General features: G+C 35.7%; 16 protein-coding genes, 2 tRNA genes and 2 rRNA genes. 13 read left to right on the top strand and 7 right to left on the bottom strand.

Features of this window, described 5'->3' with window-relative positions; genetic code table 11:
- Positions 1 to 251: 251 nt before the first annotated feature.
- Positions 252 to 1,982 (bottom strand): ABC transporter ATP-binding protein, encoded by a 1,731-nt coding sequence (locus tag GM3708_RS10500; RefSeq protein WP_066346486.1) that lies wholly within the window; start codon positions 1,980 to 1,982, stop codon positions 252 to 254.
- A gap of 134 nt (positions 1,983 to 2,116) precedes the next feature.
- On the opposite strand from GM3708_RS10500, the gene bchM reads away from it, so the two are divergent.
- Positions 2,117 to 2,821: a magnesium protoporphyrin IX methyltransferase gene (gene bchM / locus GM3708_RS10495; protein WP_066346485.1), complete on the top strand. Its 705-nt coding sequence runs from the start codon at positions 2,117 to 2,119 to the stop codon at positions 2,819 to 2,821.
- A gap of 33 nt (positions 2,822 to 2,854) precedes the next feature.
- Here the strand turns inward: bchM and GM3708_RS10490 are convergent, their stop codons facing one another.
- Complete coding sequence (locus GM3708_RS10490; protein ID WP_066346482.1) at positions 2,855 to 3,415, bottom strand: ComEA family DNA-binding protein; 561 nt, start codon at positions 3,413 to 3,415, stop codon at positions 2,855 to 2,857.
- A 155-nt stretch (positions 3,416 to 3,570) separates the two neighbouring features.
- Between GM3708_RS10490 and psaM the strand changes: the two genes are divergently transcribed.
- Positions 3,571 to 3,666, top strand: a complete 96-nt coding sequence (gene psaM / locus GM3708_RS10485) for a photosystem I reaction center subunit XII (RefSeq protein ID WP_066346475.1) — start codon at positions 3,571 to 3,573, stop codon at positions 3,664 to 3,666.
- Between the two features lie 95 nt (positions 3,667 to 3,761).
- Here psaM and GM3708_RS10480 read toward each other — a convergent pair whose 3' ends face one another.
- Both GM3708_RS10480 and GM3708_RS10475 read right to left on the bottom strand, forming a co-directional pair.
- Complete coding sequence (locus tag GM3708_RS10480) at positions 3,762 to 4,154, bottom strand: hypothetical protein (RefSeq protein ID WP_066346473.1); 393 nt, start codon at positions 4,152 to 4,154, stop codon at positions 3,762 to 3,764.
- 139 nt (positions 4,155 to 4,293) lie between these two features.
- Entirely contained in the window at positions 4,294 to 5,385 is a 1,092-nt protein-coding gene (locus tag GM3708_RS10475; RefSeq protein WP_066346472.1) for a pentapeptide repeat-containing protein, read from the bottom strand.
- 152 nt (positions 5,386 to 5,537) lie between these two features.
- On the opposite strand from GM3708_RS10475, the gene GM3708_RS10470 reads away from it, so the two are divergent.
- The 4 genes from GM3708_RS10470 (at position 5,538) to GM3708_RS10455 (ending at position 9,692) form a co-directional block, all read left to right on the top strand.
- Complete coding sequence (locus GM3708_RS10470; RefSeq protein WP_173645010.1) at positions 5,538 to 6,527, top strand: aspartate carbamoyltransferase catalytic subunit; 990 nt, start codon at positions 5,538 to 5,540, stop codon at positions 6,525 to 6,527.
- 91 nt (positions 6,528 to 6,618) lie between these two features.
- On the top strand, positions 6,619 to 7,590 hold the full coding sequence (locus tag GM3708_RS10465; RefSeq protein WP_066346470.1) for an SDR family oxidoreductase: 972 nt from the start codon (positions 6,619 to 6,621) through the stop codon (positions 7,588 to 7,590).
- 92 nt (positions 7,591 to 7,682) lie between these two features.
- The gene (locus GM3708_RS10460; protein ID WP_066346469.1) at positions 7,683 to 8,933 is read left to right on the top strand and encodes a SufS family cysteine desulfurase; all 1,251 of its coding nucleotides are present in this window, start codon (positions 7,683 to 7,685) and stop codon (positions 8,931 to 8,933) included.
- Between the two features lie 120 nt (positions 8,934 to 9,053).
- Entirely contained in the window at positions 9,054 to 9,692 is a 639-nt protein-coding gene (locus GM3708_RS10455; protein WP_066346467.1) for an LON peptidase substrate-binding domain-containing protein, read from the top strand.
- Between the two features lie 27 nt (positions 9,693 to 9,719).
- Here GM3708_RS10455 and GM3708_RS10450 read toward each other — a convergent pair whose 3' ends face one another.
- The gene (locus GM3708_RS10450) at positions 9,720 to 11,483 is read right to left on the bottom strand and encodes an N-acetylmuramoyl-L-alanine amidase (RefSeq protein ID WP_066346465.1); all 1,764 of its coding nucleotides are present in this window, start codon (positions 11,481 to 11,483) and stop codon (positions 9,720 to 9,722) included.
- Between the two features lie 518 nt (positions 11,484 to 12,001).
- Between GM3708_RS10450 and hpf the strand changes: the two genes are divergently transcribed.
- Positions 12,002 to 12,589 carry a ribosome hibernation-promoting factor, HPF/YfiA family gene (hpf, locus tag GM3708_RS10445; protein ID WP_066346462.1) on the top strand — a complete coding sequence of 196 codons (588 nt, stop codon included), beginning with the start codon at positions 12,002 to 12,004 and terminating at the stop codon, positions 12,587 to 12,589.
- Positions 12,590 to 12,664: 75 nt separating this feature from the next.
- On the opposite strand, the gene GM3708_RS10440 is transcribed toward hpf, so the two are convergent.
- Positions 12,665 to 12,925 carry a MoaD/ThiS family protein gene (locus tag GM3708_RS10440; RefSeq protein ID WP_066346460.1) on the bottom strand — a complete coding sequence of 87 codons (261 nt, stop codon included), beginning with the start codon at positions 12,923 to 12,925 and terminating at the stop codon, positions 12,665 to 12,667.
- A gap of 124 nt (positions 12,926 to 13,049) precedes the next feature.
- Entirely contained in the window at positions 13,050 to 14,234 is a 1,185-nt protein-coding gene (locus GM3708_RS10435) for a TRC40/GET3/ArsA family transport-energizing ATPase (protein ID WP_066346458.1), read from the bottom strand.
- Positions 14,235 to 14,554: 320 nt separating this feature from the next.
- Here GM3708_RS10435 and GM3708_RS10430 point away from each other — a divergent pair, with 320 nt between their 5' ends.
- The 6 genes from GM3708_RS10430 to GM3708_RS10405 all read left to right on the top strand — a co-directional run bounded on the left by GM3708_RS10430 (position 14,555) and on the right by GM3708_RS10405 (position 20,517).
- Positions 14,555 to 14,989 (top strand): hypothetical protein, encoded by a 435-nt coding sequence (locus tag GM3708_RS10430; RefSeq protein ID WP_144439306.1) that lies wholly within the window; start codon positions 14,555 to 14,557, stop codon positions 14,987 to 14,989.
- Positions 14,964 to 15,578 carry a prepilin-type N-terminal cleavage/methylation domain-containing protein gene (locus tag GM3708_RS10425; protein WP_071827612.1) on the top strand — a complete coding sequence of 205 codons (615 nt, stop codon included), beginning with the start codon at positions 14,964 to 14,966 and terminating at the stop codon, positions 15,576 to 15,578. Before GM3708_RS10430 ends, GM3708_RS10425 begins: the two co-directional genes overlap by 26 nt.
- 298 nt (positions 15,579 to 15,876) lie before the next feature.
- Positions 15,877 to 17,364 (top strand): 16S ribosomal RNA (locus GM3708_RS10420).
- A 69-nt stretch (positions 17,365 to 17,433) separates the two neighbouring features.
- A tRNA-Ile gene (locus tag GM3708_RS10415) sits at positions 17,434 to 17,507 on the top strand.
- A gap of 47 nt (positions 17,508 to 17,554) precedes the next feature.
- Positions 17,555 to 17,627 (top strand) — tRNA-Ala (locus GM3708_RS10410).
- Between the two features lie 104 nt (positions 17,628 to 17,731).
- A 23S ribosomal RNA gene (locus tag GM3708_RS10405) occupies positions 17,732 to 20,517 on the top strand.
- The 16S and 23S rRNA genes sit together here with 2 tRNA genes alongside, the layout of an rRNA operon.
- Positions 20,518 to 20,533 lie beyond the last annotated feature (16 nt).

The raw sequence follows: 20,533 nt of genomic DNA, 5'->3' as shown, positions 1-20,533 counted from the left end.
AATAGAGTTTACTGAAAAAATATGAGTGATGAGGGTAGATTTCAAGTTTCAAGCATCAGGTATTAAGTTAAATAATCGAAAATCAAGGTTTTTAGACTTTTAATGCTACACAAAAATACAAAGATAGTTTTAAAAATAAGGTCAAAAGTGTTCGCTTTTTGAATAAAAATCCTCAAAACTTAGCACTTTTCTGTTAATGTATTGTATCTAAACCTTTGATTTTAATCGCTTTGTAATTTGTTCAGCAAACCCTAATTGTTTAAAAATTGTTGGGCATGGAAACGGGCATATCTGCCTTCTTGGGCTAATAATTCTTCATGACTACCAGACTCTACAATTGTACCATGTTCTAAGACTAATATTTTAGTAGCTTTTCTGACAGTGGCTAAACGGTGGGCGATAATAAAAACTGTACGTTGCTCCATTATGCGCTCTAATGCTTCCTGCACTAATGCTTCCGATTCTGAGTCTAAGGAAGAAGTCGCCTCATCTAAGATTAATATTTTCGGGCTTAAAAAGATAGCCCTAGCGATGGCAATTCTTTGACGTTGCCCACCAGAAAGGCTAATTCCTCTTTCTCCCACATAGGTATAATAACCTTGAGAAAAAGTGCTAATAAATTGATGTGCATTGGCAATTTTACTTGCTTTTTCTACTTCTTCTATATCAAAATTAGTGCAACCAAAAGCAATGTTTTCAGCGATAGTGCCTGAGAATAAATTAGTGTCTTGGGGTACAATACCAATTTGTTTTCTAAGACTTTTAATAGTGACATCTTTTATATTTATATTATCGATTAAAATTTCTCCTGATACCACGTCATAAAAACGAGGTAGTAAATTAATTATGGTACTTTTTCCTGCTCCAGAAGCACCAACTAAAGCAATTACTTCTCCTTGTTTGGCAGTTAAATTAATATTTTTTAATACAGGTTGATCAATATTATATGCAAAAGTGACGTTACGATACTCGACTAAACCATTTATATTTGATAAAGAAATTGCATCTTTTTTGTCTATAATTAAAGGCTGAATATCCAGTAATTCTACTATGCGTTCAACAGATGCTTGTCCTTGTTTAAATTCATTATAATTATTAGTTGTAATCGAAATAGGATCAATTAATAAAGCAACCGCAGCAATATAACTAACAAAATCTGTGCCTGTCATATTTTGAGCAGAGATTTGCCATGCACCCAAAAAGAAAAGAAAAATAACGCTCATGGCTTCTAAAAAACCGACGACAACAAACTGTAAAGCCTTAATTTTTTCAGCCGCAAATTTACTTCTGCGATTATTTTCTGATTCCTGATTAAAACGATTAATTTCATATTCTTCAGCCGTATAAGCCTGAACTAATCTAATACCTGAAAAAACCTCAGTAATCAATGCGGATAAATTTGATACTTTACTTTGACTTTTTCTAGTCAATTCTAATAGTTGAGAACCAAATAAAGTAATTAAAAGTGCCATAACAGGGGCAACAATAAAAGTAGCAATAGTTAACCGCCAATTGACGTAAAACATATATCCTAAAACCACAATTAATTGTAAAACACTAGGAATAAATTGCTGAAAAATTTTATTAATAACTTCTCCAATTCTATCTATATCTTCTGTTAAACGATAAGCTAAATCACCTGTTTTTGCCACTTCAAAATAATTTAAACTTAAGGTTTGTAAATGAGCATATACCAATTTACGCAAATCGAAGGCAATCTTTAAGGCGGCTTTTGCCATAAAAGTATCTTGTCCGTATTGCACCGCACCTCTTACTAAAAAAACGATGGCGGCAAATCCTGCAAAATAAATAATTGAGTTTATATCGCCTTTTCCTACATATTCAGCCATACGCCCTGCTAACCATGCTAAGAGGGGCCAGAAAATAGTAAAACCAATAGTACAAACAAATGCTATACCAATAGTCTTGGCTTCTCGCCGAAGATAAGGGAATAAATAGCTAATTTTAGATGGTAATTTCAAAATAATTATGGTAACTCAACGTTTATGCAGTTTACCTGAAAATGTCCTTAAAAGTAAATGTAAAAACTTGAAACTCAAAACAATGATAAATTATTAAATTAGATTCTAATAATTTAATTTACACATATAGAAAAATGGTTAATACATTACAAAAAGGTCAAGATGATAAAGCTATTGTTAAAGATTACTTTAATGCTACTGGCTTTGATCGTTGGCGCAATATTTACGGTGACGGTGAAGTCAATAAAGTACAGTTAGATATAAGAGTTGGACATCAGCAAACTATTGATACTGTGGTTGGTTGGTTAAAAGATGATGGTAATTTATCCCAATTATCTATTTGTGACGCAGGTTGTGGTGTCGGTAGTTTAACAATACCTTTAGCCGAAGAAGGAGCGACAGTTTTCGCTAGTGATATATCCACTAAAATGGTAGGGGAAGCGGCACAGAGGATAAAACAAGTTATTAAAAATCCTCGCAATATTAGGTTAGCAGTACAAGATTTAGAATCTATTAGGGGAGAGTATAATACGGTTATTTGTTTAGATGTATTAATTCATTATCCTACCAATGAAGCCGCTGATATGATCAAACATTTATCATCTTTAGCAAAATCTCGAATAATCCTCAGTTTCGCTCCTAAAACTTTCTTTTTAACTATTTTAAAGCGTATTGGTGAACTTTTTCCAGGTCCTAGTAAAACTACTCGTGCTTACCAACATAAAGAAGAAGATATTATTAATATTCTTAAAAATAATGGTTTTGAAATTAAACGCACAGGAATGACTAGCACCAGTTTTTATTATTCTCGTATTTTAGAAGCGGTTAGAATCAATTAATAATTAACAATTAATAACTTTTAATAACTTTTTTTAAAATTGAAAATAATTCATTAGATGATAAGCAAAATCAGGAGTTAAATTTAATCTTTTTTGTAAATCGGCTATATTACGATAATTACCACTATTTTCTCTTTCAGTAATCATTTTTTTTGCTATATCCAAATCTAAATTAGGTATAGTGATTAATTGATTTAAACTGGCATTATTCAAATTAATTTTAGCGGGAAAATAAAAACTATCTGAGGCGTAATAGGCAAAATAAACAATGGGTTGCCAAGACTGAATTTTTAACACCGAAACACCTAAGGCTGACGCTAAATCTTCTAAGCATAAAAAATGTATCCCTGAATTGGTTATTTCTACTAAATTCCTAGCTTGATTAATAGATATTCCGGGTAATCTTAGCCAATCATCCACCGAAGCTAAATTAGCATCAATTTTTATACCTAATTCAGCAGCAATATTAATTTCTATATCCGATTGGAAGCGATAATAAGGATTACCTTGAATTTTTTTGACTATAGCTTGACGAGAAATATTTATTTTTTGAGAGATTTTTTTTGCCGATGATAGCCATTTTGGTAGAGTCATAAAGTGTCACCTCGAAAAAATTTACTACTCTTTTTCTTGATTTTCTGTTGCAAATTATTACGAAATCATGCAAAAGTTACCATCTTAAGGCAAATTAAATATTAATTTAAACCTAATTGTATCAATTTATCTTCATTAGAGGAGTATTTTAGATTATGTCTATTTCTGAAACTCAAGTTTTCGTTGCTTTAATAATTGCTCTTATTCCGGGTATTCTAGCTTTTCGTTTAGCTACCGAACTTTATAAGTAAACTAACTTGATGATATAACTATCAGGAGTAGGATAATGTTGTTAATTATAATTAATTCATGTCTTACTCCTTCGTAAAAACACTGCCCATAAGTTTTACTCAAATAAAATATCTTCAAAACATTTTTCTCCCACTTCTCGTAACTGTCGCCCTACTTTAGAGTTACTATCGGCTTGACGACTTATTTCTCTGAATTTTTCTGTGGCGTAACGTTTTCTAAATTCTTTTATACTGCAATCACAGACACTTTTTGCGGCTTCTGGGGGTAATCCTTCTTTTTGCGATCGCACTAAACACTCTTGTTTAAAATTGCACCATACAGAGGCTTGTTCAGTTTTTAAGCCTTCTTTGACAAAACCTTGAATACATTGTTGCTGATTAAAGATTGGTTTAGAAGATTGTGCGAAAGATTTAGAAGCAAAAACAGACAAAGAAAATGTGAATAATGATAAATTAACCACAGTTAAAATAATCTTAGAATTGAGCATGATTTATTCTCAACAAATTTATATTTAAGAGTTATTATTATTGAAGACGAGAATAATGTTAAAGAAGTTCCTAAAGAATTTTATAACAAAATATTTGATTATTTATAATAGAACAAAAAATTAAAATAAAGTTAATTAATTATTCAATAAAAATAGCTCCTTCTTTAATTAAGTCTTGTTTTTTGTCTTCATCTAAACCTAAATTTTTGCTAAAAATCGTCCCCTTGACATTAGTTTTGCCTAAGCTAGTATTTTGTAAATTAGTATTAGTTAAATTAGCATTGTTTAAATTCGCCCCAATCACGTTTGCTAATGCTAAACTGGCATTTTGTAAACTGGCATTTTGTAAATTTGTTCCGTCTAAATAAGCACCACTTAAATCAGCACCATTAAGTTTAATATATTGTAAATTAGCTTCACTTAAATCAGTATCAGTTAAATCAGCACCTCTAAGATTTGCAGAAGTAAAATTGCTTCCGCTCAAATTTAATCCGCTCAAATTGGCCGCAGTTAAATCTCCTCCCGCAAAATCTGTTAGGGGATTTAAACTTGCTATTTCTGCTAATTCAGTAAAACTATTTTTATTATTTTGATAAATAATTTGGATTATTTTTTTCAAAACAATACTTTGTTCTTTTCTAAGATTAGCTTGTTGTTCGTGAAACAAATTAGGAGTAAAATCTAAATTTTCAGAACCAAAAATTGCTTGAGAAATATAAGGCTTTAATTGAGTATTTTCTATAAATTCTGCTAATTTTCTCTCTAAAATTGCGTGTTTATTAGGACTAATATCATGAAACCATAAACCTTCAATATCAGTTAAAAAAACATCAGCTTTTTTTGCTAAAAGTTGAGCAGTTAATTGATAAGGATAACTTTGAATTTCTAAAATTCCTAACTGAATATTAATCAATTTATCTTCTAAGAATTTCTTCTGGGAATGATGACGAATTTCCCATGTTGGTTGTTTAGAAAAAGCATTATTAGTTACACTAATTAACGGAGAATTTAAAGATATATTTTCGATAAACTTAAGATTATTTAAACTCAATGATAACTTACTAGATCTAAGACTAAATTTAACTTTTCCTTCTAAAACTTCTTCTTGTTGTTGATTATATTGAAGATTAAGATATAACTCAAATTGATTATCAGTATTAGCTTTAGGAAGAATTTGTAATTCCATTAATACGCAATCTGGACATTGATTATGAGATTCTAATAACTGCATCGTAAGCTCGTTTGAAATAAAGTATAAATAAGTTTGATGATTAATTATCTTTAAACAGAATATCATCTCAGGTTATGATACTGAAGACAAGATTAGCATTGTTTAGTTAACTCAACAAAAAAAGCACTTATCCTTAATCAATTTAAACAGAAATGACTGCTATACCATGGACAAGAAAACATATTATTTCCTTAGAAGATTTCACTGTAGATGAATATAATGCTGTTTTAACTACCGCTTCAAGTTTTAAAGATGTTTTACAAAGTCGCACAAAAAAAGTTCCCGCCTTACAAGGGCAAGTAGTCGCTAATATGTTTTTTGAGCCTTCTACCCGCACTCGTAGTAGTTTTGAACTTGCAGCCAAAAGACTTTCTGCTGATATTCTTAATTTTGCTCCTAGTAGCTCTTCTTTAACTAAGGGTGAGACAATTTTAGATACAGCTAAAACTTATTTAGCGATGGGTGCAAATATTATGGTAATTCGCCATAGTCAATCAGGAGTGCCATTAAATATTGCCTTAGAAATGGATAAATTAAAATCAGGGGTAAGTATTTTTAATGCTGGTGACGGTTTACATCAACATCCCTCTCAAGGTTTATTAGATTTATTCACCATTTGTTCATTATTAGATGAAAAAAATCCGCACATTTCGTTACTAAAAGGCAAAAAAATTGCTATCGTTGGGGATATTTTACATTCTCGTGTAGCTCGTTCTAATATTAACAGTTTATTAGCGGGAGGGGCAGAATTACATTTAGCCGCACCTCCAACACTTTTACCCTCTCTATTCGCTGAAACTATCAACAATACCTATAGAGAACGTTTATTTTTACACTGGCAGTTACCACCAGCCTTAGAAAAAGCCGATTTTGTCATGACTTTAAGATTACAAAAAGAGCGTATGACAGATTATCTTTTACCTAGTTTAAGGGAATATCATCAATTATTTGGTATCAATTACGAGCGTTTACAGTATTGTCAACCTAACGTAAAAGTATTACATCCAGGACCTGTAAACAGGGGAGTTGAAATTAGTTCTGATTTGATGGATGATCCTCAGTTTAGCTTAATTTCTGATCAAGTTACCAACGGAGTGGCAGTACGTATGGCTTTGTTATATTTAATCGGCAATTCAAAATAATTGATGTTCATTTTTCATTGTTCATTGCTCTTCCTCTTTTCTGATAAAATCTTAATGAAATTTAAAAATATGTAAATAAACTTAATAATTAATGAAAATATTAGTAGTTGGCGCAACAGGCACTTTAGGAAGACAAATAGTGCGTCATGCCATAGATAAAGACTATCAAGTACGTTGTTTAGTTAGAAATAATGCTAAAGCCAGTTTTTTGAAAGAATGGGGTGCAGAATTAGTAAAAGGTGATATTTGTAAGCCTCAAACTTTAATTTCTGCTTTAGAAGGGGTAGATATAATCATTGATGCGGCAACGGCAAGGGCTACAGATTCTCTCAGAATTAAAGATGTTGATTGGCAAGGAAAAGTTAATTTAATTCAAGCGGCAAAGAAAGCTAATATTAAACGCTATATCTTTTTCTCTATACTCAATGCAGAAGATTTTGAAAGTGTTCCTTTAATGGAAATTAAGCATTGTACAGAGCTATTTTTACAAGAATCTGGCGTAAATTATACTATTCTGAAGTTAGCTGGATTTATGCAAGGTTTAATCGCTCAATATGGTATTCCTATTCTTGATAATCAACCTGTTTGGGTAAGTGGTGAAAATACCCCTATTGCTTATATGAATAGTCAAGATATTGCTAAATTTGCCATTAAAGCTATTGAAATTCCTGAAACGGTAAACAGTAGTTATCCTGTAGTTGGTACACGTCCATGGACTGGAGAACAAATAATTCAACTTTGTGAGCGATTATCAGGTAAACAAGCTAAAATTTCCCGTATTCCCATTAGTTTACTTCGTTTTTTACGAGGTTTTACCCGTTGGTTCAAGTGGACTTTGAATACATCTGATCGTCTTGCTTTTGCTGAAGTTTTAGCCAGTGGTAAACCTTTAGATGCTTCGATGGAAGAAGTATATAAAACTTTTAATTTAGATCCCCAAGATACTACCACTTTAGAAGACTATTTACAAGAATACTTTGATCGAATTATGAAAAAAATTAAAGAAATTGATTATGAGAAAAATAAAACTAAAAAACGCAAAAAAAACAGTTTTTTTAAATAACAATTAATTATAATTGACTATAACAGTCTTATTATAATCACACTAAAAATAATGAGCCTTAATGATTCATTATCAATTATCAATTATTTATCATGATTTTTACTCAAATTAAAACCATCGCTGATGAAGTTAGAAAAGATTTTCCGATTCTTCACCAAAAAATTCACGATAAACCTTTAATCTATTTTGATAATGCAGCTACGTCTCAAAAACCTAAGATGGTGATTGATGCTTTATGTCATTATTATGAACATGATAATGCCAATGTACATAGGGGTGCCCATACCCTTAGTAGCAGAGCAACTGATGCTTACGAAGGTGCAAGAGATAAAGTAGCTAAATTTATTAATGCCAAAAGTCGTAATGAGATTATTTATGCTCGAAATGCTAGTGAAGCTATAAACATTGTTGCTTACACATGGGGATTAAATACTCTTAAAGCTGGTGATGAGATTATTCTCACAGTTATGGAACATCATAGTAATATTGTCCCATGGCAAATTATCGCTGAAAAAACAGGGGCTGTAATTAAGTATGTAGAGTTAACTCCGACTCAGGAATTTGATTTTAATCACTATCAATCTTTATTGTCAGACAAAACTAAACTGGTATCAGTCGTCCATATTTCCAATACCTTAGGTTGTATCAATCCTGTAGAAAGTATCATTAATTTAGCTCATCAATATGATATAAAAATTCTCATTGATGCCTGTCAGAGTTTACCTCATTTACCCATTGATGTTCAAAAAATGGACTGTGATTGGCTTGTAGGTTCAGGTCACAAAATGTGTGCTACTACTGGTATTGGTTTTTTATATGGTAAAGAAGATTTATTAACAGCGATGCCTCCTTTTATGGGTGGTGGCGAAATGATTGCGGATGTCTATTTAGATCATTTTACCTGTGGTGAATTACCTCATAAATTTGAAGCTGGTACTCCCGCTATTGGTGAGGCGATCGCACTTGGGGCTGCAGTAGATTATCTTACTAAAATAGGGATGGATAATATTCATCATTATGAAGAAGAATTAACAGCATATTTATTTAAACAATTAAATGAAATACCAGACTTAACCATTTATGGAAATCAACCAACTTCCAATGGCAAAGGTAGAGCTGCTTTAGCCGCATTTAATGTTACAGGTATTCATGGTAGTGATTTAGCAACACTTTTAGATCAAGAAGGTATTGCTATTCGCTCTGGTCATCATTGTACCCAACCTTTGCACCGTTATTTAAACATTTCTGGTAGTGCAAGAGCTAGTTTATATTTTTACAATACTTTTGCTGAAATAGATACTTTTATTATTGCTCTTAAAGAAACTATTGCATTTTTCAAATAAGATAAAATCTAATTCTAATTAACAATTAATAATTAACTATTGAAAAATTTGATAGAACTTGCTTAATTGATGTCAAAATCCGCTAAATTAGAAAAAAGTGCATAATTAGAGCGAAAAATCATGGCATCTTCTTCCATCGCAGTTAGAGAATTACCTTTATTTCCCCTTCCTGAAGTAGTTTTATTTCCAGGACGCCCTTTACCTTTGCATATTTTTGAATTTCGTTATCGCATGATGATGAATACTATCTTAGAATATGATCGGCGGTTTGGAGTATTAATGATCGATCCTAACACGGGGGAAATTGCCAAGATAGGTTGTTGTGCAGAAATAATTCATTTTGAACGTTTACCAGATGATCGCATGAAGGTGTTAACTTTAGGGCAACAAAGATTTAGAGTCTTAGAATATGTCAGAGAAAAGCCCTATAGAGTTGCTTTAGTAGAATGGTTTGAAGATAATTCTACCCAACATAATTTGCGAGATAAAGCCAAGGAAGTAACTACTTTATTACATGATGTTGTTCAATTATCTGCTAAGTTAACAGATCAAAAAATAGAATTACCAGAGAACTTACCTACTTTACCAAGAGAATTATCTTACTGGATAGCTAGTAATCTTTATGGAGTAGCAGTTGAACAACAAGCATTACTGGAAATGCAAGACACTGCTGAGAGATTACAGAGAGAGATTGATATTTTGGCAACAACAAGAAGTAATCTAGCCGCTCGAACTGCATTAAAAGATGCTTTTAATTAAATGACGAGTTATGAGATTATTAATTTCTCATTTCTCATTTTTCATTATCCATGTATTTATTCCCTCGGCAATAGTCAAAGCTAATTTTTGTTGTGCTTCGGTATTTGTAATCCACTCAAATTCGTAAGGATTAATCATAAAACCTAATTCTAATAATACACTAGGGGCGATATTCGGGCGAGTGAGGGCAAGATTATTCCAAAATACCCCAGCAGAAGAACGATTTAACTTTTCTGTGAGATAATTGTGCATGAATACTGCTAAATCATGGGCTTGGGGATGATACCAAAATGTACTTACTCCCTTAGTTTTCTCCGCATCTCCGCCATCGGGTAAGGCGTTATAGTGTATGGAAAAAGCTAAAGTCGGTTTTAGTTGATTAATAATTTTTTGGCGATCGCCTAATGCAACAAACCTATCATCTTCTCGGGTTAAGTAAACCTGTGCACCTAGATTTCGTAAATTTTGAGCTAGTAATAGAGATACTACTAAATTAACATCTTTTTCAGGATAACCTGTTGAACCTAAAGAGCCTAATTCATTACCACCATGACCAGGATCTAATAAAATAGTCACACCTTCAAGATTATTATTGCTCAATTTCGGAGGATGATTGAATGTCAAAATCAAATTACTGCCTTCGTAACGCACATCATAACCCCATTGCTGAGGGGATTTAAAATTAAAAATATAGTCAACTTTTCTCGGCTGAGTTTGATACCAGTCTAAACGCTTAATCCAAGGGTTATCATCAAAACGAATCGTATCAGTTTCTGCGGTCGTGTTATATAAAGATAAAGTAAAAGTTTGATCACTTTGTTGAATGGCTATGGGTACAGGATTTTGTAATGGGAAAATAACTTCTGTCCTATTGCCGACCTGACGAGAAGTTACACTCCGAATAATGGTATAAGGAGGTACATTTGTCGGTAAAATTCGGGTTTCTTCTGCTTTTATCCAACCGCCATAATCTAACCGTAACCAATCTCCTTCTGTCGCTGTAACTGTTGCTCTTGTGCCTTTTGGTAGAGGAGTTAATCTTGAATGATTCGTACTAGCCCCAGTTCGTGCTACTCCTTGTTCTGCAATAACTTCAATTACCATTAAATTTTGAGGATCTAAAGTACTAATCTTACCTTGACTTGCTTGACTAATAGTTTTTCCTTCATAATTCATTACAAAAATAGGTTGAATATTCTTGCCTGTTTCTTCAAATTTAGTACATCCTTTTACCTTTTCCCAGTATTTTTTTATAATATTTTTACTCTGATTCTGATCAATTAAGATGGCAGAATTAGGAGGTAAATCAGCGATCAATAATGGTGAGGTCAAATTTAAGGTTTTTGTGCCTAAATTCACTGCTATTTGACCATTTAATGGAGCTATTGCTTCAAAACAAACTAATTCATTAGGCAATTTACTAATATTAATTTGAGGTGATAATAAGCTAGGAGATAAACTCAAAATATCTTCAATTTTAGGTTGATTATTAACTTTGGTGATAACTCTTTTTATTTCTTCTTTTCCATAACGAATTATTAACTCATTTTTCCCTATTTTTAACGGAAAACTAGGGGCGAAATTACCTTGAGGCGATCGCATAATGGGTTTATTATTAATAATAACATTACCTTGAGCATTAGCTGAACCAATAATAAAAATCGAATCAGCTGTTGTTTCATGATTAGCCGGAGGATAAACTACTTTCAAACTTTGAGCTGAAACTGACTCTATCATCAAGTTTAAGAAGAAAGTATAAATTATCCCTTGCCAAAAAAAAATTTGTTTCATTAGTTTTTTATTAAAAAAGTTGACTATAACTATTTTTATATTTTTTGTAGATTATCGCCCAAAATATAAATTCTTTTTTCAGTTAAGTATGCTTTAAAAACAGCATTATTTTAACATTAGATGGTTCAGAATTCATTATAAAAAATTTTTTTAGTTTTTTTTGGTTCTTTTTTGTTACAAAACTTTATAAACAGAAAGAAAACATGAAAATAAATTAAAATCAGTGCTTTTTATAACGTAAAAGTGCTAATCTATAAAGTATAGAGAAAGTTTTAAGGAGGAAAGATCAACTAAATAACATAAAACGCCCCTAAAAAAAGTTTTGTTATTTAGGTGAAAATAAATTGTTTAAAAAACTTAAATTCTCAAAGTACTTAACTTAATTTTATTAAGGATAACATTGGACATTTATAGCTAAATATACTATAACTGACTGATTTTTGAGGATTAGATGGAAAGACTTTCGTTAATTTTAAATAGAAAAGGTTAGTAATTGCCTAAGAAATGGAGTATTAATTATGAAATTTTTAATTCAAGGAAACAATATTGAAGTCACTGAATCTATCCATGATTATGTAGAGGAAAAATTAGAAAAAGCTGTCAAACATTTTCAAAATTTAGCCACAAAAGTCGATGTTCATTTATCTGTTGCTCGAAATGCTCGTATCAGCAACAAACATAAAGCGGAAGTTACCGTTTATGCTAATGGTACAGTCATTAGAGCTCAAGAACATAGTGAAAATTTATACGCCAGTATTGACCTTGTTTCTGATAAAATTGCTCGTCAATTACGTAAATATAAAGAAAGACAATTAGGTAAAAAAACTCATTCTCAAGTTAAAACTGCTGACTCTATTGAAGAAAAACCCGTTGAAACTAGCCTCATCGGCGATCGCCAACCAGAATTACCAACGGAAGTAGTTAGAATGAAATATTTTGCTATGACTCCTATGACCATAGATGAAGCATGGGAGCAACTTCAACTGGTTGATCACGATTTTTATATGTTTAGCAACAAGGAAACAGGAGACATAAACGTGATTTATCAGAGAAATCATGGTGGTTTTGGTGTTATTCAACCTCGTCAAGCTAATCATCAAGACTAAGTTATTTCTCAGTGAATAAATTGATAACCCTGTTACATAATTTTTTGATACCTAAAAAATAAAAATATATGTAATTTATCCTCCACTAACAGGAGGAATCAAGGCAATTTCATCACCGTTTTTAACTTCAAAATTAGGGGAAACAAATTCTAAATTCACTGCTAATTTAGTAATGTTTTCCCAATTTTTTAATGATGGTTGCTTCTGAATAATAATATCTAAAATATCTTTTACTTTACTTTGATCAGGTATATTTAAAGTAAGTTCTTTCTCTTTACATATTTCAGAATAAATAGCAAATAATTTGACTTTTACCGTAATTAGATTTTTAGTCATATCCTAATTAAATTTAATTTAAAAGTATCCTTCTAAAGTTGACTGATAATTAAAAAAGTTATAAATTTTTTATTCCTCCCCCCTGCAATAGAATTTTGAGGAGGAATAGGCTTTATAAATTTATTTATTGAATATTAGTAAATTTGATTTTTAAATAATCTTCTTCCATTTTTGCACCAGAAGGAGTTAAAGCCGCTAATGCTTGAGGCAAAACTAAATTGCGACGATGATTACCAATTCTAACATTCAATTCGTCTCCAGTTTTATTCAACTTTATTTGTTGTTTCGGAATACCAGGAAGATATAATTCTAAGCTATAACTATTATCTACTTTTACTACTCTAATTGTATTTTCTTTATAATATACTTTACTGGGATCTTCATCTTTTTCATAAAGTATATCTTTTAATCTTTCTAGGGCTTTTAAACCACACATTTCCTCAGAAAATAAAGGAGCTTCTTTAATAGGTAATGGATGAAAATTATCGTATATCTCTTGTTTATAAATAACCTGATTTTCTTTCCATTTTTTAAAAAAGGGATCTTCTACTTCTTCAGGAATAATACGATTAGCAATAATTAAATCTGTAGAAACGTTATATAGACTTAAATAAGCATGAGCCCTCAAAGATTCTTTAATAACCATTTTTTCAGGATTAGTGACCAATCTAACCGAAGTTTGAGCATTATCAGTTAAAACTTTTTCCAAAGCTTCTATTTGTTGATAAAATTCATAGGGTGCATCCATCACTTCATTAGTAGGTAAAGAAAATCCAGCAATAGGTTTAAAAATAGGCTCAAATAAAGGACGTAAAGCCGCTGACATACTCTGAAAAGGCTTATAAAATCGTCTCATATACCAACCACTCACTTCAGGAAGACTTAACAATCTTAATGCTGTACCTGTCGGAGCAGAATCAATAATTAGTACATCAAAATCTCCTTCATCATAATGTCTTTTCATCCGTACCAACCCAAAAATCTCATCCATACCCGGAAGAATAGCTAATTCCTCGGCTTGTACTCCATCTAATCCCCTAGCCTGTAAAACTTCAGTAATATAACGCTTAACCGCTCCCCAATTACCTTCTAATTCCATTAAAGCATCTAATTCCGCCCCCCAAAGGTTATTAACTACGGGTTGAGGATCATGACCTAATTCCAGATCAAAACTGTCAGCTAAAGAGTGAGCAGGATCTGTACTTAAAACTAATGTTTTGTATCCTAATTCAGCACATTTTAGACCAGTAGCAGCTGCTACTGATGTTTTACCGACTCCTCCCTTTCCTGTCATTAAAATTACGCGCATTATTTCTTCCTAACTAAGTTAAAATTTTTTGATATTAATAATTGCTATTCTCTTTAAAATATAACGTTTTGTTACGATTCTTTCTATCACAGTTTTAATTTTGTCTTTTAAAATCAAGTTTGATATGAGGTGTTATGTTATATCGATTCTTCAAGTTTATACTCTATAACGATCAAGTTTTATTCACTAATTATTCTTTAAAATTTTTCAGAAGTCATACTTTTAAATTCTTATCCCTTCAAAAGAAATCTGTCATTCCAAACCTCAAAGATAAATCAGACGAAAATGGATTTACAATTCTGGAAACATTAGTAACTATATTGGTTAGTGCAACATTCCTATTAGGATCATTACAAGCTACAGTTTTAGCTACCTTATTAAGAGTACAAGCTCAAAATAAACAAGAAATTTCTAACTGGATACAAGAGGATTTAGAGTTAATCAAGCATAGTGCTTTTATTTTGGCATCTAATTCAAATCAGTGTGGAAATTACGGTGATACTTTGAAAAACAATATAGACGGCACTACTTCGGGAAAATTTGTTTCCCAAGAAACTATTTCTATCCCTAATCATAATCCCAAACCCTATGATATAACCAGAGAATATTATGCTTCGGGAAACACTCTTAAAATTACCTATGTTGTCACCTATAGTGTTAACCATCCCCACTACACTAATTCGGGAACTAATAATCAAATAGCCACTTTCTTAACGGAGGTAATCCCCAATGCGGCACTTAATTGTAGTTTTTAACTCTATCCATAACAAAAAAAGTGGTTTTAACTTATTTGAATTAATCATAGCTTTAACAATTATCAGTATTTTAACCATCATCGCTTTACCAAATCTACTAGAATCTCATAGACAACAAAAAGTTAACGAAGCATTTACTCGCATTAGACAGGGGATAATTGAAGCTCAACTAAATGCCAATCGTCAAAGTCTTACCTGTACAATTAACATTACGAGTACAAAAATTACAGCTTCTCCTTCTGGTTGTATATTAGAAAACATTATTATTGATAATAAAATAGTAGAAATAATATCTAATCGTAATAGTCTCCCTTTAAGCATCCCTTTTTCATTTAAAGGAACAACAAGTCAATCTCAAACATTGCAAATAAGAAGGAAAGATTTTTCAGGTAAACCAATACCAGAAACAGGAAAATGTATTGTTATTTCTAGTATTGGCATGATTAGAACAGGTATTTATGATCAAACTATTCAGAGTACTAATTGTAACAATGTGGAAAATCAACGTTATGACAATTCCATTTCTTCCTCAATTTTGATTGATATTGATTCTAAAAAAATAAAAATCTCAAGAAATAAAAATACATAAATTTTATATCTAACATAGGTTATAGACTTGTATCGACTTCAAATTTGAAAAAATATTTAAAAAAGAGTTGCAGATTTTAGAATTATTAGTTATATTAGTAAATGTGCGATTGAGCCAATTGACTCAGTCTAACACACCACGAACCTCGACAATTTAATAGTTTGAAAGCCATTTTCAAATATAACATACACCCTTGTTAAAGAACTTTAAATTAACAAAACAAGTATTAAATTACTAACAAAAAGAGCAATCAAAAAGCTCGTTGAGAGAACTAAGTAACTTAGGTGAAAAGGAATCTACAATGGAGAGTTTGATCCTGGCTCAGGATGAACGCTGGCGGTATGCTTAACACATGCAAGTCGAACGGTCACTTAGGTGATAGTGGCGGACGGGTGAGGAACACGTGAGAATCTGCCTTGAGGTCGGGGACAACAGTTGGAAACGACTGCTAATACCGGATGAGCTGAGAAGTAAAAGATTTATCGCCTGAAGAGGAGCTCGCGTCTGATTAGCTAGATGGTAGTGTAATGGACTACCATGGCGACGATCAGTAGCTGGTCTGAGAGGATGAGCAGCCACACTGGGACTGAGACACGGCCCAGACTCCTACGGGAGGCAGCAGTGGGGAATTTTCCGCAATGGGCGAAAGCCTGACGGAGCAATACCGCGTGAGGGAGGAAGGCTCTTGGGTTGTAAACCTCAAAACTTAGGGAAGAAGAAAGTGACGGTACCTAATATAAGCATCGGCTAACTCCGTGCCAGCAGCCGCGGTAATACGGAGGATGCAAGCGTTATCCGGAATCATTGGGCGTAAAGCGTCCGTAGGTGGCATTTCAAGTCTGCTGTCAAAGACCGAAGCTCAACTTCGGGTAGGCGGTGGAAACTGAAAAGCTAGAGTATAGTAGGGGTAGAGGGAATTCCTAGTGTAGCGGTGAAATGCGTAGAGATTAGGAAGAACACCAGTGGCGAAGGCGCTCTACTGGGCATATACTGACACTGAGGGACGAAAGCTAGGGTAGCGAAAGGGATTAGATACCCCTGTAGTCCTAGCGGTAAACGATGGATACTAGGTGTTGTCTGTATCGACCCAGACAGTGCCGAAGCAAACGCGTTAAGTATCCCGCCTGGGGAGTACGCACGCAAGTGTGAAACTCAAAGGAATTGACGGGGACCCGCACAAGCGGTGGAGTATGTGGTTTAATTCGATGCAACGCGAAGAACCTTACCAAGGCTTGACATCCTGCGAATCTTTTGGAAACGAAAGAGTGCCTTAGGGAACGCAGAGACAGGTGGTGCATGGCTGTCGTCAGCTCGTGTCGTGAGATGTTGGGTTAAGTCCCGCAACGAGCGCAACCCTCGTCCTTAGTTGCCAGCATTAAGTTGGGGACTCTAGGGAGACCGCCGGGGAGAACTCGGAGGAAGGTGGGGATGACGTCAAGTCAGCATGCCCCTTACGTCTTGGGCTACACACGTACTACAATGGTTGAGACAAAGGGAAGCGAAGCTGCGAAGTGGAGCGAATCCCAGCAAACTCAGCCCCAGTTCAGATTGCAGGCTGAAACTCGCCTGCATGAAGGAGGAATCGCTAGTAATCGCAGGTCAGCATACTGCGGTGAATCCGTTCCCGGGTCTTGTACACACCGCCCGTCACACCATGGAAGTTGGTCACGCCCGAAGTCGTTACTCCAACCTGTAAAGGAGGAGGATGCCGAAGGTGGGACTAGTGACTGGGGTGAAGTCGTAACAAGGTAGCCGTACCGGAAGGTGTGGCTGGATCACCTCCTTAAAGGGAGACTTCGAATAGAAGTCAGCAAGAGTGAGAAAAAGGCATTCAAACTATTAAGAATAGGTTCACGGGCTATTAGCTCAGGTGGTTAGAGCGCACCCCTGATAAGGGTGAGGTCCCTGGTTCAAGTCCAGGATGGCCCACTTCTTTTGGGAGAAGAAGTAAATTTTTCCAAGAGAGAAAAAAGATTGGGGGTATAGCTCAGTTGGTAGAGCGCCTGCTTTGCAAGCAGGATGTCAGCGGTTCGAGTCCGCTTATCTCCAGGGAACAAATTAGCACCAAAAAATGGATGCTGAACCGTTGTTCAGTAAGAACCTTGAAAACTGCATAGAAAAAGTAAGTAGAAAAAGCTGTAAAATGACAGACAGGTCAAGCAATCAAGGGCTGATGGTGGATACCTAGGCACACGAAGGCGAAGAAGGACGTAGCAACCTACGAAAAGTCTCGGGGAGTCGGAAGCAGACTATGAGCCGAGAGTGTCCGAATGGGGCAACCCTAAAAACACACTACTATTAGTAGTGATGAGCGAACCTGGTGAACTGAAACATCTTAGTAGCCAGAGGAAGAGAAAACAAAAGTGATTCCCCTAGTAGCGGCGAGCGAAGCGGGAACAGCCTAAACCAGTGTTTACGAAGACTGGGGTAGTGGGACATCGAGATGGAAAGAAGAGGTTAAACGAACTAGCTGAAAACTAGACCAGAGAAGGTAAAAGTCCTGTAATTGAAAACCAAATTAATCCTAGGTGAATCCCGAGTAGCACGAGATAAGTGGAATCTAGTGTGAATCAGCCACGACCACGTGGTAAGGCTAAATACAAAGTGTGACCGATAGAGAAAAGTACCGCGAGGGAAAGGTGAAAAGAACCCCGGGAGGGGAGTGAAATAGAACATGAAACCATCAGCTTACAAGCAATGGGAGTCCGATTAAACGGATGACCGTGTGCCTGTTGAAGAATGAGCCGGCGACTTACAGGCAGTGGCAGGTTAAATCGAAAAGATGAAGCCAAAGGGAAACCGAGTCCGAAAAGGGCGTTAGTCACTGTTTGTAGACCCGAACCCGGGTGATCTAACCATGGCCAGGATGAAGCTTCGGTAACACGAAGTGGAGGTCCGAACCGACCAATGTTGAAAAATTGGCGGAGGAGCTGTGGTTAGGGGTGAAATGCCAATCGAACCCGGAGCTAGCTGGTTCTCCCCGAAATGTGTTGAGGCGCAGCGGTGTATCAGGAAATGGGGGGTAAAGCACTGTTTCGTTGCGGGCTGCGAGAGCGGTACCAAGATGAGACAAACTCAGAATACCCATAACTATAGCACTAGTGAGACGGTGGGGGATAAGCTTCATCGTCAAGAGGGAAACAGCCCAGACCATCAGCTAAGGTCCCAAAGTATTAACTAAGTGAGAAAGGAGGTGGGAGTGCTTAGACAACCAGGAGGTTTGCCTAGAAGCAGCAATCCTTGAAAGAGTGCGTAATAGCTCACTGGTCAAGCGCTCCTGCGCCGAAAATGAACGGGGCTAAGTTAATCACCGAAGCTATGGACTCAATGGAAACATTAAGTGGTAGGGGAGCGTTCTATATAGGGTGAAGCATTAGCGGCAAGCAGATGTGGACAGTATAGAAGTGAGAATGTCGGCTTAAGTAGCGAAAATTAAGGTGAGAATCCTTAACCCCGAAAGCCCAAGGGTTTCTCCAGAAGGCTCGTCCGTGGAGAGTTAGCCCGGACCTAAGGCGAAGCGAAAAGCGTAGTCGATGGCAAGCAGGTGAATATTCCTGCGTGGCTTTATGGGAGTCATCATCGGGACCCGTGAAAACTAAACACACCCTGAGTGGATTGGGAGCAGTTTACTGCGCGTGTAGAAAGATAGCGGCAAGAAAAGCGATGATGATGTTGAAAATAAAGTCCCGGTACCCGAAACCGACACAGGTGGGCAAGTAGAGAATACTAAGGGGAGCGAGAGAACTCTCTCTAAGGAACTCGGCAAAATGACTCCGTAACTTCGGGAGAAGGAGTGCCAACGGAAACGTTGGTTGCAGTGAAAAGGCCCAGGCGACTGTTTAGCAAAAACATAGGTCTCTGCAAACTCGAAAGAGGAAGTATAGGGGCTGACGCCTGCCCAGTGCCGGAAGGTTAAAGAAGTTGGTCAGGAGTAATCTGAAGCTAGCGACTGAAGCCCCGGTGAACGGCGGCCGTAACTATAACGGTCCTAAGGTAGCGAAATTCCTTGTCGGGTAAGTTCCGACCCGCACGAAAGGCGTAACGATCTGGGCACTGTCTCGGAGAGAGACTCGGCGAAATAGGATTGTCTGTGAAGATACGGACTACCTGCACTTGGACAGAAAGACCCTATGAAGCTTTACTATAGCTTGGAATTGTGTTCGGGCTTGCTGTGCGCAGTATAGGTGGGAGGCGTTGAAGGTATCCTTGTGGGGATACTAGAGCCAACAGTGAGATACCACTCTCAGAAAGCTAGAATTCTAACGGTAAAACCGGAAAGTTTCAGGTGGGTAGTTTGACTGGGGCGGTCGCCTCCAAAAAAGTAACGGAGGCGTACAAAGGTTACCTCAGACTGGTTGGAAATCAGTCGAAGAGTGCAAAAGCAGAAGGTAGCTTGACTGCGAGACTGACAAGTCAAGCAGGGTGGAAACACGGTTTTAGTGATCCGACGGTGCTGTGTGGAAGGGCCGTCGCTCAACGGATAAAAGTTACTCTAGGGATAACAGGCTGATCTCCCCCAAGAGTTCACATCGACGGGGAGGTTTGGCACCTCGATGTCGGCTCATCGCAACCTGGGGCGGAAGTACGTCCCAAGGGTTGGGCTGTTCGCCCATTAAAGCGGTACGTGAGCTGGGTTCAGAACGTCGTGAGACAGTTCGGTCCATATCCGGTGCAGGCGTGAGAATATTGAGAGGAGCCTTCCTTAGTACGAGAGGACCGGGAAGGACGTACCGCTGGTGTACCAGTTATCGTGCCAACGGTAAACGCTGGGTAGCCAAGTACGGAGAGGATAACCGCTGAAAGCATCTAAGTGGGAAGCCCACCTCAAGATGAGTATTCTGGTGTAAGGTCACGGGAAGAACACCCGTTAATAGGCACGAGGTGGAAGTGCAGTAATGTATGGAGCCAAAGTGTACTAACAGACCGTCCGCTTGACCTAATCTTAAAATCTATTT

Source organism: Geminocystis sp. NIES-3708 (assembly GCF_001548095.1).
Classification (GTDB): domain Bacteria; phylum Cyanobacteriota; class Cyanobacteriia; order Cyanobacteriales; family Cyanobacteriaceae; genus Geminocystis.
The sequence above is the reverse complement of the archived record's forward strand: the minus strand, read 5'-3'. Positions and strand labels throughout refer to the sequence as shown.